This window comes from Nocardia inohanensis NBRC 100128 (assembly GCF_001612945.1).
GTDB lineage: Bacteria > Actinomycetota > Actinomycetes > Mycobacteriales > Mycobacteriaceae > Nocardia > Nocardia inohanensis.
In genome coordinates, this window is record NZ_BDBK01000012.1 from 152,791 (window position 1) to 167,379 (window position 14,589).

Consider the following 14,589-nt stretch of genomic DNA (forward strand, 5'->3'; position numbering starts at 1 on the left):
TCGGAGGGTCAGCGCAGCGGTGCGCCCCAGCGCACCTGCCCGCGCAGCTGGTTCTTCAGGAGTTTGCCACCGGCATTGCGCGGCAAAGGCTCGGTGTGGACGGCGGCGAATTGCGGAATCTTGAAGTCGGCCAGATAGTTTCGGCAGTGTGCGAGCACCGCGTCGATATCGACGGGTTCCGCGTCGCCGACCAGGACGGCGCCGACCTTCTCCCCCATCACGTCGTCGGGGACCGCGAGCACCGCGGCGTCTGCGACCCCGGGAGCCGACAGCAGCACGGCCTCCACCTCGACGCTCGAGATGTTCTCGCCGCCGCGATTGATGATGTCCTTGATCCGGTCGACGATGTGCACCCGCCCGGCGGTGTCGACGCGCACGATATCGCCGGTGTGCAGCCAGCCGTCGATGAGCGCCTCCGCGGTGGCCGCGGGCTTGTTCCAGTATCCGGCGGTGACATTCGCGCCGCGGACGACGAGCTCTCCCATGCTCGGATCGTCGTCGAGCGGCACGATGCCCAGCTCCACCGACGGCACGGCGTAGCCGACGGAATCCGCGTGCGCGGCGGCGTCCGGATCGGGCAGCACGGTGATCAGCGAAGCCGTTTCGGTCATGCCGTAGCCGTTCATCAGGAATGCCTGCGGGAAAACGACTTTCAGCGCCCGCACCAGTGCGGGTGCGATCGGCGCGCCGCCGTATCCGAGCGTGCGGACCGCCGACAGGTCGGCGGCGGCGAGCTTCGGATGCCGCAGCAGCAGCGAGTAGACGGCGGGCACGCTCACGATGAACGAAATCCGTTCCGCCACCAGCACATCGATGAGCGTGGGCAGATCCAGCACCGGCATGATCACCGCGGTGCCGCCCGCGTAGGCGGCGACCAGCAGCTGGGAGTTGCAGGCCGTGACGTGAAACAGCGGCACCGAGATCAACGTGCGCAGGCCGGGTCCGCTGTCGCGGGCGATTCCGGCACAGCGAATCATGTTCTCGGCATTGGTGATGAACGCCTCGTGCGTGACGGGAACGCCCTTGGGATACCCGGTCGTGCCGGAGGTATAGAACAGTGCCGCGACATCGGCCGCGCCCAGTCCGGGTGCGAGGTACGGATCACCGTCCGGCAGTGCGGATTCGGCGGTCAGCTCCGCCGCGACGCCGGCGTCGTCGAGAACGTACCGGACCTCGGGCTCGGACGACCGGGTGTTGACCGGCACCGCGATGCCGCCGGCCAGCACCGTGCCCCAGAAGGCGAGCACCCATTTCACGCCCGCCGGATACCGGATGGCCACCCGATCCCCGTGCCGCACACCGCTCGCGCGCAGACCACCGGCCACCCGCACCGCACGATCCCACAACTGCGCGTAGGACAGCCGCGCACCGCCGACCTCGACGACCGCCTCGGCATCGGGGCGGGCGTCGACGTGGGCGCGCAGGACATCCGCCAAGGTCGCGGGCAGACCGGTGTAGTGCGGGACGCCCCGCTCGTCACGGGTCACTTCGGATTGCTCGAAGGGGTTGTGCGAGCGGGGGATACGGATAACTGAACGGGTCATTCTGCTGCCTAGGGAGATGAGGAGTTCGAATCAAAGTCGAATCGTGTTCGACTTTATGGTCCGCACGCGACCCTGTCAACGAGGTGCGGTCACCACACCGGCGGGATCCGCGTTCGCACGTTGCGGGAAGCGCCGGTTGCAGGGGTGACACAGGGCGCGCGCGTCGGTCCACCGGCCCTTCGCGATCGATGTCGCACTCGGACCGGTCGACCGACGATGCTCAGCCGCGCAGTGCCGAGGCGAAAATCCCGGGCAGCGCGGCAAACCCGGGCCGGTGCGCGAAACCGGTCAGGCGGCGCAATGTCGTTGCGCCCGTGCGGTTGGTGACGAACCACGGCGGTTTGGGCGAGAGCGCGAATTCGCCGCGCAGCAAGGAGCGCGGAGCCGGCCGGAAGGGACCGCGGACGACGGTTCGCTCCGGGTCGGCGATGAGCAAACCGTTGTGCACCACGCCGATTCCGCTCTGGATGTCGGCCAGAGTGTGTCCGGGGAACGCGCCCCAGGTGGCGCGGGCGGTGAGATAGCCCAATCCGGTCCAGGCATTGATCGCCACGGTGCCGTAGCGGAGCGCGGCCACCGCGGCGTCGAACCGCTCCCCCAGTTCGCGAATCGTCGCGGGGTGGGCGATGAGGTTGACGCCGAGCGTGCCGTCTATCTGCTCGTTGCACACCTGGACGGCTCGGTCGAGGAATTGGCCTGCACCACCGGGCAATTCGAGTACGCCCAGCACCGGCGCGAAGTACTCGGTGTGCAGCAGCGGTTCATCCCGATCCGGAGCGATGCCCTCGATGAGCACTCGCGCACCGAGCTTCTGCGCCTGCGGATAGGCGGCGCACGCATCCGCCACCCGCTCCCCCGAACCCGGATAGTAGGCCGGACGTTGCGGCGCGCGCTCGATCGCCGCCCGCAGTTCCGTGAGGAATCGGTCCTTCTGCGGCCAGTCGGCGGGAATGACCGCGACCTGCGCGGCGACGCAGTTGTATCCGTTGTTGTGCAGTCGCTGGGTGGCGAGATGCTCGGCCTGGTAGCGAAGATCGGCATCCGACCAGCGGCCGGGCAGCACGATCGTCGGTGAGACGCCGCCCAATTCGCTGGTGATCGGCTTGTCCAGCACCGGGGTGCCCGCCGCCCGGTTCCCGGCCCCCTCGGCGCCGGCGCCGAAAACGATCGCGTCGTGAGTGACGGCGCTGCCGGTCATGTGCACGGCGCTCACCTCGGCATGGTGGATCAGGGCCGCACCCAGCTCCGGCCCGCCGGTGACCAGCCGCAGGAAACCGCGTTCGATCAGCGGAGCGAAGATCTTCTCGAAGACCGGCAGCAACGGATCGGTGAGCGGATTGAGCTTCAGCACCACCACCCGGTTGTAGGCGTAGAGCTGATACAGCACGTCCAGCGGAGCGATGGAGAAGATATTGCCCGCGCCGAGCACCACGCCGACGCCGCCGGTGGCGGTCGGGGTGCGCTGACCCAGACCCGCACGGGCCCTGACGGTTTCGGCGTCGACGCCGGGCCGCGACCAGACCTCCGCATGGAATCCGTTGAGCAGCAGGGTATCGAAGAGTCCGTGCGGGAAGACCGCGACGGCGGTCCGATCGCCGGGCGCGGCATGCGTGGGGTAACCGTCAATGGGACTGCGGCCCTGCTCCAGTGCCAGCAGCGATTCCGCGAGCGCGGTGGTCGCGGTGAGCACCGAGTAGGGCCCGCTGACCCACTCCTCGCCGAGCAGCGGAGAGTCCGCGGGCAGTTGCTTGATGCGGGCGGCGGTGTCCACCCACTCCTGCGCGTACCTGGCGGTATTGGCGTGGATCTCGTCGAGCAGTACCCGGCGCGCGGGCAAAGCGGTACGCGCCCATTGGATCTCGCCGTGCCCCAGCGCGGTGACGATCGCCTCGGCGGTCGCGGTCATCGCCGGGTTCATGAGCGCGCTCCCAGGGTGTCGGCGTCCTCGGCGATCAGCACGGCGGCCTTCTCGGCGATCATGATGGTGGGCGCGTTGGTGTTGCCGCGCACCACCGTTGGCATGACCGAGGCGTCGGCCACGCGCAACCCGTCCACACCCAGCACCCGCAGCCGGGGATCCACCACCGAACCGATGGCGCAGGTCGAGGCCGGATGGTAGAGCGTCTGCGCGGTGCTTGCCGCGAAGTCGAGCAGGTCGGCATCGGAATCGCTTGCCGGAGTGCAGAATTCACCGGTCGTCAGCTCGCGCAGCGCAGGCTGGGCGGCGATGTCGAGTGCCGCGCGCAGGCCGGCGATCACGGCGGCGCGATCGGTCTCGGTGGCCAGATAGTTGTGGTGGATGCGCGGCGCGGTCGCCGGGGACGCCGAGCGCAGGGTGAGCGTGCCACGGCTCTGCGGATCGACCAGGCAGGGGCCGAAGGCGAAGCCGTGCTCGGTGGCGGCGCCCATGCCCTCGCCGTGGAACAGCACCGGAGCCATATGGAACTGGATGTCGGGACCCGCGAGTCCGGTGCGGGTCTCCATGAATCCGCCCGCCTCACCGATATTGGACGTCAACGGCCCGCGCCCCGCCGTCTGCAAGAGCCCGAGATTCTCCGGCGTGAGCGCGGTCATCAGTGATTCGGAGTCGGTGCGGTAGTTCAGGAATACCGACAGGTGATCCTGGAGGTTCTGCCCCACCGGCAGATCGCGCACGACGTCGAGCCCGAAGGCCGCCGACTGCGCGGCCGGGCCGATACCCGACAGGAGCAGCAGTTGCGCCGAACCGTACGCACCCGCGGACAGCACGACCTCACGGCGGGCGCTGATCACCTCGGTGGCGTCACCGCGACCCACCACTACGCCGGTGGCGCGGCCGTTCTCGACGACGACGCGATGCACCAGCACATCGGTGAGGACCGTCAGGTTCGGACGTTCCGCCGCCGGATGCAGGTAGGCGACGGCCGCGCTACAGCGCATGCCATTGCGCTGCGTCAGCTGATACCGCCCCACCCCCAGCTGCGTGGCGCCGTTGAAGTCGTCGTTGCGCCGATGGCCCGCCTGTTCGGCGGCGCGCAGAAACGCTTCCGCCAGTGGATGTTCCGACCGGCTGTCGCTGACGGCCAGGGGTCCACCCGCCCCGTGATAGGTGTCCTTGCCGCGTTCGTTGTCCTCGGCCTTCAGGAAGTACGGCAGCACTTCGTCATAGCTCCAGCCGTCCGCGCCACCGGCCGCCCAGGCGTCGTAGTCGGCGCGCGCCCCGCGGATGTAGATCATGGCGTTCATGGAGCTGGATCCGCCGAGCACTTTCCCGCGCGGCAGGTACGCCCGCCGAAAGTGCAGTCCCGCTTCGGGTTCGGAGTCGTAATCCCAATCGAGAGGGCCCTTGAACAGCGACGGGAACGCGATCGGAAGGTGAATCTCCTCGGCGGTGTCGCGCGGACCCGCCTCGATCAGGGCGACGCTCACCGCCGGATCCTCGGACAATCTGCTGGCCAGCACGGATCCCGCGGACCCCGCGCCCACGACGACGTAGTCGTACACGTTCGGCACCTCTCATGATTCATCCCGAAATCGGGGCGCTATGACCCCGGTCACTCTCGCAGTCGATCGTGCGACGTCACGGCGCGGAAAACCATGTGCGATGGCCCATCAACTCCCCCGCTGCCTATGCCGTCGCACATTTTGCGGGGGCGGCAGTTTCGGCCGCGGCGGCCGCGATCACCGGAATCTACGACTTCTATCGCATCCCCGGCGAAGACGAGCACCAAACGAGCGGCGTTCAGCTCTCGGGCGCGAAGGACGACAGGTAGACCGAGACCAGCCGGCGGGCCTGTTCGATCGTGGCATCGTCCCCGGTCGGTGATTTGCGGAAGGCCACGTCGAAGACCCGGTCGCCGGCTTCGAACGCCAATTCCACGACCAGCATCGGGGTGTCGGCCAGGAGCAGCTCGCGGTCCAGCAGATGGCGCCACAAGCGCGCGGCCTGTGAGACGTCGAAGGTGCTCGCCAGCTCGTCGAGCGTCGAAGTGCGGCCGGCGAACCAGAGCACGGCGAAACTGGGATGATCGCGGAAGTAATCGAGGTACAGGTCGATGACGGCATCGCAGACCTGTGGCAGCGTGCCCGTCGCGGTCGCCAGCATGGTGCCGACGCGCTCGTCCAGCTCGCGCAGATGCCGTTGCGCGAGTTCGGTTTCGACCTGTCCCCGGTCGGCGAAGTAGTGGTAGACCGAGGCGAGGGGGATGCCGGCCCGCTCACCCATCGCCTTGAGCGTGGCGGCGGCGTAACCCTGCTCGGCGAGCAGCGCCTCGGCGGCGTCGAGCAGGGCTTGGACCCGCTCCACACCGCGGCGCTGCACCGGAGCGGGGCGAGCGGCTACGCGGGGCGCGGGCTTGTTGTCGAACACGATTCGGGATCGTAACAAAGGCGGTCAGGGGACCTGGCGCACCAGCACGCGAGTTCCGAGCCGATGGGCGATCTCGAGCGCCAGTTCGACCGCGAGCCGCCGCTCACCGAGCGGGTGACCGAGGAGTTCGGTCGCGCGGGCCACGCGCTGCAACACCGTGTTGCGGTGGGTGTGCAGGCGCGCCGCGGTGCGCGGGGCGTTCTCGGCTTCGTCCAGGAAGGTGCGCAGGGTTTCGCGCAATCGCGCGGCCGCGGGCGTGTCCGCGGCCAGTGGGCCGAGCGTATCGGCGACGAATTCCACTGCGCGCGTGATGTTCTGCGCCGCCAGCGCGGTGACTTCCAGGTCGTGGTAGACGGTCACCCGGTCGGCATCGGACTGCCCGGCCAACAGGTTGTGCATTCCCAGCGCGGCCTCGTGCGAGCGCCGGAATCCGGTGATGCCCGCACGCGGCGGCCCGATCGCCGCCCGCACACCGGCGGGAACCGCGTCCAATGCGTCCCGCAGCACATCGACCGGGGGCAGCACGTCGCCGCTCATCCAGGCCCAGAGCGCGGAGCTGCCCGCGGAGAAGGTGAGCGGTGGCCGCAACCCGGCCGCCCGGGCCAGCATGGTGGCGGCTTGCTCCAGCGCGCCCTGCACCTCACCGGCGGGCGGCGACCACAGCACCAGCGCGATATGCGATCGGGACAGGTCGTAGCCGAGCCGTTCGCCGGCGCGGCGGCTGTCGATCGGCGCGCCGTCGAGAATCAACCGGATGGTTTCGGCGCGCCGGGCCAGGGCTCCGCCGAGGATCTCCTCGCGCTCTCGCTGCGCGACCGAAATCACCCGGGCGACAACCTGATCGACGTAGGCGAACATCCGTTGCGCGGACAGCTCCAGCAATGGCGCCAGCCGCGGTCCGGTCCCGGCGATCCGCGTGGCATGGACCAGATAGTGCCGCCACGCGGTGTTCTGGCCGCGCCGATACGACTGGAAGATGACATCCAGGTCCAGCCCGCGCCGCGCGACCGTGCGCGCCACGTCGAGCGCCTCGGGCGGCACATCGTCGGCGGAGAGCTGGGTCTCGCGGCGGGCGAGGATGGTCAGCAGGCGGGCCGCATTGGCCCGGTTGCTGGCGGACATGTCCGCGATCAGTGCCGCGTCCGCACCGACCATCGGCGACAACTCGATCTCCGCCGCATCCATCTCGGCGACCAGCCGATCCAGGTCCTCCAGCATCAACTCGGCCACCCGGCCCATGAGCTCGACGAGTTCGGGATCGGAACCGTTCATATCGATAGTGTGCCGCAGCACATATTCGAGGACAAAATACGGCTGCACGGACATATCCGCACGGTCGACGCATCCCTAAGGTGAACCAGATCACAGCCCGTCCGCGGCCAGGAGACCTCGAGTGACAAGAAGATCCACCCCTACCAGCACCACCGACGTCGATGTGCTGATCATCGGCGCCGGCATATCCGGCATCAGCGCCGCCTACCACCTCGCCACCCGCCGCGCCGGCACCAGCTTCGCCGTTCTCGAGGCCCGCGATTCGGTCGGCGGCACCTGGAGCCTGTTCCGGTACCCCGGTATCCGCTCGGATTCGGATATGCCGACCTATGGCTTCGGGTTCAAGCCGTGGACGCATCGCCGATCGATCGCCGAGGGACACCTGATCCTGGACTACCTGCGCGACACGGTCACGGAAAACAGCTTGGCCGAACACATCCGGCTGGGCCACCGGGTGCTCGAGGCGCGGTTCTCGACCGCGACCGGTCGCTGGAGCGTGCTGGCCGAGCGCACCGGTGGCAAGCGAACGCGGTTCAGCGCGCGATTCCTGTACCTGGGCACCGGAATCTACGACCATCGAGCCGGTTACACGCCGGACTTCGCGGGCCGCGACGAGTTCGAGGGCACGATCGTGCATCCGCAGCATTGGCCGCAAGACCTGGACCACACCGGCAAACGGGTCGTCGTCATCGGCAGCGGGGCCACCGCGGTGACGCTGATTCCCGCGATGGCGGGCAGCGCGGCGCACGTCACCATGTTGCAGCGGTCGCCGAGCTATGTGTTCTCGCTGCCCGCCGAGGACGCCATCGCCAACGCGCTGAACGCGGCGCTCGGCCACGACCGTGCCGCGCCGCTGATCCGGCGTAAGAACATCGCGCTCACGCGGGGTATCTACAAGGCGTGTAAGCGGTTTCCACGCCTGACACGCCGGGTGCTGATCGGATTGGTCAAGCGGCAGTTGCCCGCGCATTTCGATGTCGACACGCATTTCACGCCCCGCTACAACCCGTGGGATCAGCGGCTGTGCATGGTGCCCGGCGGGGATCTGTTCAAGACGCTCTCCACCGGACGCGCGTCGGTCGTCACCGATCGCATCGCCCGATTCACCCCGAGCGGCATCGAATTGGAGTCCGGCCAGCACCTGACCGCCGACATCATCGTGACCGCAACGGGTTTCACCATGTCACCGCTGGGCCGGATTCGGCTCGAGGTCGACGGGCGCGAGATCGATCCGGCGGCGACCACGGTCTACAAATCGATGATGCTCTCCGAAGTGCCGAACCTGGCGTTCGTGGTGGGCTACACCAATATCTCCTGGACGCTCAAGGCGGATCTGGTCAGCGAGCACTTCTGCCGACTGCTGGATTATATGGACGCCAACGGTTTTCAGACCGTCACGCCGGTCGCCGCCGATCCGGAGATGCCGCGCGTGCCGCTGGTGGGTGATCTCGAGTCCGGCTATGTCCAGCGCGGCATCACCGGCTTCCCGCGCGCCGGGTCGACCGGGCCGTGGTCGGTGGAGATGGCCTACGAGCTGGACGCCCGGCGTTTGCGCGAGGGACCGGTCTCCGATCCCGCCCTGCGTTTCGACCCGGCCACATCCACTTCGTCCGTGACCTCCGCGCTCGCGACCGCGACGGGTGGCCGCCGATGAGGGACATCACCTTCACCAGCCACGGAACCCGTTGCGCCGCCTGGCATCTCACCGGCGCGGGCGCGAAGTCCGGACGCCCGTGCGTGGTCATGGCGCACGGCTTCGGCGGCACCCGCGACACCGGGCTGCTCGGATACGCCGAACCCTTCGCCGCCGCCGGATACGACGTGCTGGTCTTCGATTACCGCGGCTGGGGCGACTCCGAAGGCGCTCCGCGTCAAGATGTCTCGTATCGGCGGCAGCGCGAGGACTATCACGCCGCCATCGCCGTGGCCCGGCAGCTGCCCGGCGTGGATCCCGAGCGCATCGTGCTGTGGGGAACCTCGTACGCCGGCGGTCACGCCGTCGTGGCCGCGGCGCGCGATCAGCGGATCGCCGCGATCACGGCGCTCACGCCCGCCATGGACGGGGCCGCCACCCTCGCGCACATCCTGCATCGCGCCGGCCCCCGGCAGCTGCTGCGCGCGGCCGGACACGGACTGATCGATATCGCGCGCGCCGCCGTCGGCCGCGCACCGCATCACGTCCCGATCGTCGGCCCACCCGGATCGGCGGCCATGATGACCAGTCCCGGCGCGGTGGAGGCCGTTGTTCCGGTGGCAGGGCCGACCTGGCGCAACGAGGTGTGCGCTCGCGCGGCGCTCGAGGTCGGCTTGAACCGCCCCGGCGCCTTCGTTGGGCGACTGCGCTGCCCCGTCCTGTTCCAGATCGGCGCCATCGACAGCGTCGCGCCGCCCTGGGCCGCGCGCCGGGCCGCCGCGAAGGCCGGGTCGCTGGCCACGATTCGCGAATACCCGGTGGATCACTTCGACGTCTACGACGGTCCGTGGCAGCGCCGAGCGGTCGCCGATCAGCTGGAGTTTCTCGCCCGCGTCCTGCACTGATCCGAATCGGGCTGGGTGGCGGCTTCTTTCCGCTGCTCGCCACCCGCACGAGCGACGGCCGAATGACCGGGCTGCACTTGGATTTCGGTGTCATCTATCGCGGTTGAGGCGACCTGCGGCGGTGAGGGTCGCGGCCAGGATGATTGCCGCTGCGGCGGCGAGTGTGGTTGCAGGCCAGCCGAACCAGCCGACGGCGGTGGCGCCGAAGGCGGTGCCGAGGCTGCCGCCGATGAAGTAGACGATCATGTAGGCGCTGTTGAAACGGGCGGGGCCGGTGGGGTCGATGGCCAGGACGGTGCTCTGGTTGGCTACTTGGGAGGCGAAGAGGCCGGCGTCGAAGAGGCCGAGGCACAGCAGGGTTACGGGAGTGTTCGAGAGGGCGGTGGCGAGGGTTGCCGTGCTGAGGGTGGCCAGGGTGAGGCCGAAGAGGATTACGCGGCGGGGGCCGACGCGGTCGGTCCAGGTGCCCGCTACGCGAGTGGCGGCCACGCCCAGCAGGCCGGCGATGGCGTACCAGCCGATTCGTTCCGGGGAGTACGAGAACGGCGGCTGGGAGAGGGCGACGGCGAGGCCCGCCCAGATGGTGCAGAAGGCGAAGAACCACAGGGAGCCGCGGAAGGCTGCCCGGCGCAGTGCCGGGTAGTGGGCGTAGAGGGCGGGTAGGCCGCGCAGGGTGGTGAGGTAGGTCGTGGTCGCGGTGCCGGCGGCGGCGGGCAGGACCAGCCGGGTGGCCGCGGCGACGGCGAGGGCGGCGAGGGCGAAGACGAGGAGCATGCCGCGCCAGCCCATCACCTCGGCCAGCCAGCCGCCGACGATGCGGCCGGTGAGGATGCCGGCCGAAATGCCGGAGGTCACGATCCCGAGCACGGTGGCTCGGCGCCGTGGATCAGCGAATCGCCCTGCGACCGAACTCAATTGCGCTCCGATCGAGGATGCCGCCCCGATCAGTACGATCACGGTGCCGAGCTGCCATGGCGAGCGGACCGCCGCGGCAGCGGTCAAAGCCGCTGCCAGCAGCGTGAATTGCGCCGAAACGACCATGCGCGGCGCGAACCGATCGACCAGCGGCACCAGCAGGGCCAGCCCCGCCAGGTAGCCGATCGGCCCGCCCGCCAACGCCGTTCCGACGGCCGCGACCGAAGTATCGAGCGATCGAGCTACTTCGGCGATGGCCGGCTGGAGCGGATAGATGCTGGCGGTGCCGAGCGCGGCCGCGAGCGCCATGAACCATACGACTGGAGTCCGGAGCACCGTGACACGGGTTTTCGGAATAAGGTCGAGTTCCATGCCACCCACGGTAGGAATGCCACCACCCCACTTCTGGCGGGAATCGGACGGCATAAGTCCGCCGGGTGGCAGGCACCGATTGGAACCGGCGCGGCCCCATCACGGGCTGGTGATGGCGCGGACCGCCCGCAGCCACCGCCGGCACGCGGCGATGGCTGGAATCGGACGGTATCGGTCCGCGACTGGGCTCAGTGCCGTCGCGGATCGTTGCAGCGCGAGTCCCAGGCGGCCGGCAGGTCCGCGGAAAGGACCGGTGCGGCCAGGATTTCGTCGCTGAAACCGAAGGCGTCGAGCAGGCTCGGCAGGTGCCCGGCCAGGTTGTCGATGGCTTGGCGCAGCTGCTGCTTGATCGATTGCGCGGCGGCGATATCGAGCAGGCCGTGGGTGAGGTACCACGCGACGTGCTGGTCGAGGTAGTGCAGCGCGTAAACGTCACGGACAGCGGCGATCTCGGGATGGTCGGCGTGCTGGTGCAGCAGTTGCAGGGCGTCTTCGGCGCAGTACGCTTCGGCGAGGCTCAGCGCTTCCGGGATGATGGCCAGCCGGTCCGCGAGGTCCGGTGAGGCCAGGAACTGTTGCGCCTCTTGCACGATGGTCAGGGTGCGTGCGTTGAGCAGGCCCAGCCGGTCCACGGGATCGGCGGGGTCGTGCAGGCCCGGTTCCGGAACCGGCTTGCCCGCAAGGTATTTCGCCAGCACTCGCCCGGCGACGGAGCCGAGTACATGGCAGTCGCCCTCACCAGTGATGGCCGCGTGGCAGACGCCCAGGTAGTCGGCGACGCGGTTGGCGCTGAACATGCCCTGCGCGCCCATCTTGATGCGGCAGTGGGTCACCGTGTCCAGGGCGTGCAGCTGGATGAAGTGCTTGGCCAGCATCACCGACACCACGGTGTCGCGATCGGTCAGATCGCTGTTGGCGAGCTTGGTCTTGATCGAGTTCCCGTAGATCGTCCGGGTGACGGTGCCCGCCAGGTCGGTGAGCAGGGTGTCGCGCACGTGCGGGACCTCGAGCATGAGCGGGGCGTCGGTGGGCGTCAACGGCACCACCCGCTTGGCCGCGTAGCTCAACGCGATGTAGAGCGAGGCGCGCGCCGCGGCGTTCAGGCAGGACGAGAGCGCCAGGCGCCCGACGGTGAGCTGGCTGATGGCCGAGGCGAATCCGCGCTTGCGGCTGTTCTCGTCCCGCCAGGTCAGCACGCCGTTGTCGTCGATGGTGGCGAGGTCATTGCTCAACCAGGCGCTGCGGTCGACACGCAGGCCGTCGAAGCTGATCACCGAGTTGTCCATGATCACCAGCGGCTGATGGTCGAGCTGGGTGATCGTCACCCCCGGCGCCGCCGCACCGTCCGCGCCGCGTAGTCGCGCCGCGAACAGATGCACACCCTGATCCACCCCGGCCGCGTCGATGAACCGCGCCCCGACCACGCACACCCGCGAGACCGGAATACCGACGCTGGGCATGAACTTGCGCGCCCGCGGGTTCGGGGTGTCGATCACGAACCCGTCCCCGTCCCAGGTCGCCCGGGTCTGCATGAACTGGATATTGGACCCGCACCCGTACTCGGTCAGCAGCATCACCCCGATGCTGGTGGCGTCGTCCAGATCCGCCAGATACGGTGCGGCCGAACCGGAATCGGTCAGCGTCGCCAAGCTGCCGGAGGCCAGGTTGTAATGCCCGGAGATCAGCGGGATCAGATCCGTCGCCAGCACCGCCGACCAGTCGAAGACCGCGAACAACTCGGGCAGGTCGGTGGCGACCGCCTGGGTGCTGCCGATCTCCTTGACCAGATACCGCAGCTGGTCGTACGCGTTCTCGCGCCGCTGTTCCTGGCTTTGCTGCTCCGTGACGGCGTAGTCCGGGTTGCTCAAGACCTGCTGCAACTTCTGGTGGAACTCCGAGCTCCCGTGCCGAAGCAACTCGGCCAGAGATCTGGTGTCCTCGGACCCGTGCGTAACCATAACCGCCTCCTACTCATTCACATCCCAGCGGCGACTCGTCCGCCGGTGGGCAACGAGGCGGTAGCTGGTAGCGCCGATATGTGTCTTACGTTGCCGTGGTGTTGCCTTCGGCTGAAAAGACACGAATTGTATTGTTACACAATTCGTCTCGACGCTCATTGTGAACGATGACGAACAGCTCGTGAACGAAGCGCTCGAAGCTGTTGAGCGGCTACGGATCCGGGCCGTTCCCAGCTACACCACGGGGAACGGGCGAGCGGGCGGGAAGACCACGGGCAACTCCGTCAACGCCCGGTGGAACGGGCCGGGCCGCCACACGAGCTCCTGCGGGGCAACCGCCAGCTCGATGTCGGGCAGCAGATCGAACAGCTGGTCGATGACATCCTGTGCCAACAGGATCCCGTACGGCCGCGCGTGCGCGGGGCAGGCGTGATCCCCGGAGCTGAACGCCAGATTCCAGCCGTTGTCCAAGGATTCGCCCTGCTTCAACTCGGGATCGGTATTGCAGGCCGCCATGCTGATGATCACCGGCTGATGCGCCGGCAGCCACACGCTGTCGATCAGGGTGGGCTGGCGCGGATAGGTGATGCAGTAGTTCGCCATCGGCGGGTCGGTTGCCAGCCGCTCGTCGATGGCGATGCTGGTCGGCAGCGGCACCCCGTGCACGGTGCTGGTGAAGCGGCTGTCGGTGAGCATCAGCAGCAGCGTGTTGGCGATCAGGTTCAGCGGCGGTTCCACCCCGGCCGCGAACAGCAGCACCAGCTGATGCACCATCTCCTCGTCGGTCAGCCGGGCGGGATGCTGCACCAGCCGGGTGACGACGTCGTCGGCCGGGTGCGCCCGCTTGAGGGCGGTGAGATCGAGCAGCGCCTCGCCCATCTGCGCGTTCACCGTCGCGGTGTCCACGCCGTCGAACATGGCGGCGCTCGCGGCGGCCACCCGCTCACCGATCTCCGGCGGGCAGCCCAGGATCTGGCAGAACACCGAGAAGACCAGCGGCAGCGCGTACTGGTTCAGCACGTCGGCCCGGCCGTCGGCGCAGAAGGCGTTGGCCACCGGAATCGCGGAGCGCTCCACCATGCTTCGCACCGAGTGCACATTGATGCCGGCCAGGGCGTCGTTGATGGTCTTGCGATAGCGCGCGTGCTCGGCGCCGCTGGTGCGGATGGCGTTGGGCCGGTACTCGACCATCGGCAGGATCGGCATATCGGCCGGCACGGTCCGCTGCCAGATGCTCGGATCGGCGGGAAAGTGGTCGGAGTCGTTGAGGATCCGCACCGCGGTCGCGTATCTGATCACGAGGGTGGCGGGCACGCCGGGCCAGATCTCCACCGGCACCAGCGAACCGTAGTCGCGCCGCATCCGGCGGTAGGCCCCGTGTGGATCGGCGGCGAATTCCGGGCTGTAGATCGGGATTCGAGGACCTAGACCCTCGATCGGCGATTTCGAGCTGACGGTAGCACCCTGATACGCGTGCTGCGGATCCACGTGGTCTCCTTGAAATCGGCTGCGGCGGAATGTTACCCAAGCCCACCCGCGCGCGCAGCCCCGGTCCCCCACTGTTCGCTGCCGAGTGTGCCCGGCGACTGCTGCCGGCCGCGGATCGAGTTGTGCTGCGACACAATCCCCGAGTAGATACGGT

At 68.6% G+C, this 14,589-nt stretch carries 10 protein-coding genes; 2 read left to right on the forward strand and 8 right to left on the reverse strand.

The annotated features are described in order from the left end of the window. Positions 1–8: 8 nt before the first annotated feature. The 5 genes from NI1_RS23365 to NI1_RS23385 form a co-directional block, all read right to left on the reverse strand. Positions 9–1,544 (reverse strand): class I adenylate-forming enzyme family protein, encoded by a 1,536-nt coding sequence (locus NI1_RS23365; RefSeq protein ID WP_067824660.1) that lies wholly within the window; start codon positions 1,542–1,544, stop codon positions 9–11. A gap of 220 nt (positions 1,545–1,764) precedes the next feature. Beyond that, positions 1,765–3,462: an aldehyde dehydrogenase family protein gene (locus NI1_RS23370; RefSeq protein WP_067824662.1), complete on the reverse strand. Its 1,698-nt coding sequence runs from the start codon at positions 3,460–3,462 to the stop codon at positions 1,765–1,767. Further along, the gene (locus NI1_RS23375) at positions 3,459–5,027 is read right to left on the reverse strand and encodes a GMC family oxidoreductase (RefSeq protein WP_067825281.1); all 1,569 of its coding nucleotides are present in this window, start codon (positions 5,025–5,027) and stop codon (positions 3,459–3,461) included. The genes NI1_RS23370 and NI1_RS23375 overlap by 4 nt, the downstream gene beginning before the upstream one ends. A gap of 238 nt (positions 5,028–5,265) precedes the next feature. Continuing rightward, positions 5,266–5,892 carry a TetR family transcriptional regulator gene (locus NI1_RS23380; RefSeq protein WP_067824664.1) on the reverse strand — a complete coding sequence of 209 codons (627 nt, stop codon included), beginning with the start codon at positions 5,890–5,892 and terminating at the stop codon, positions 5,266–5,268. Between the two features lie 24 nt (positions 5,893–5,916). After that, a complete protein-coding gene (locus tag NI1_RS23385; RefSeq protein WP_067825283.1) occupies positions 5,917–7,164 on the reverse strand; it encodes a PucR family transcriptional regulator in 1,248 nt (415 codons plus the stop codon). Positions 7,165–7,285: 121 nt separating this feature from the next. Between NI1_RS23385 and NI1_RS23390 the strand changes: the two genes are divergently transcribed. Beyond that, the gene (locus NI1_RS23390; RefSeq protein ID WP_067824667.1) at positions 7,286–8,818 is read left to right on the forward strand and encodes a flavin-containing monooxygenase; all 1,533 of its coding nucleotides are present in this window, start codon (positions 7,286–7,288) and stop codon (positions 8,816–8,818) included. Next, complete coding sequence (locus NI1_RS23395; protein WP_067824669.1) at positions 8,815–9,702, forward strand: alpha/beta hydrolase; 888 nt, start codon at positions 8,815–8,817, stop codon at positions 9,700–9,702. The genes NI1_RS23390 and NI1_RS23395 overlap by 4 nt, the downstream gene beginning before the upstream one ends. A 90-nt stretch (positions 9,703–9,792) precedes the next feature. On the opposite strand, the gene NI1_RS23400 is transcribed toward NI1_RS23395, so the two are convergent. From NI1_RS23400 to NI1_RS23410, 3 genes are all read right to left on the reverse strand, one after another. After that, on the reverse strand, positions 9,793–10,989 hold the full coding sequence (locus NI1_RS23400; RefSeq protein WP_067825285.1) for an MFS transporter: 1,197 nt from the start codon (positions 10,987–10,989) through the stop codon (positions 9,793–9,795). Positions 10,990–11,177: 188 nt separating this feature from the next. Next, positions 11,178–12,947 (reverse strand): acyl-CoA dehydrogenase family protein, encoded by a 1,770-nt coding sequence (locus NI1_RS23405; protein WP_084523588.1) that lies wholly within the window; start codon positions 12,945–12,947, stop codon positions 11,178–11,180. Positions 12,948–13,181: 234 nt separating this feature from the next. Continuing rightward, entirely contained in the window at positions 13,182–14,435 is a 1,254-nt protein-coding gene (locus NI1_RS23410; protein WP_067824673.1) for a cytochrome P450 family protein, read from the reverse strand. Positions 14,436–14,589 lie beyond the last annotated feature (154 nt).

Excerpts from the sequence above, each read along its gene's own strand:
- NI1_RS23405 (WP_084523588.1), bottom strand. The coding sequence starts at position 12,947 with ATGGTTACGCACGGGTCCGAGGACACCAGATCTCTGGCCGAGTTGCTT.
- NI1_RS23370 (WP_067824662.1), bottom strand. The coding sequence starts at position 3,462 with ATGAACCCGGCGATGACCGCGACCGCCGAGGCGATCGTCACCGCGCTG.
- NI1_RS23365 (WP_067824660.1), bottom strand. The coding sequence starts at position 1,544 with ATGACCCGTTCAGTTATCCGTATCCCCCGCTCGCACAACCCCTTCGAG.
- NI1_RS23400 (WP_067825285.1), bottom strand. The coding sequence starts at position 10,989 with ATGGAACTCGACCTTATTCCGAAAACCCGTGTCACGGTGCTCCGGACT.
- NI1_RS23385 (WP_067825283.1), bottom strand. The coding sequence starts at position 7,164 with ATGAACGGTTCCGATCCCGAACTCGTCGAGCTCATGGGCCGGGTGGCC.
- NI1_RS23395 (WP_067824669.1), top strand. The coding sequence starts at position 8,815 with ATGAGGGACATCACCTTCACCAGCCACGGAACCCGTTGCGCCGCCTGG.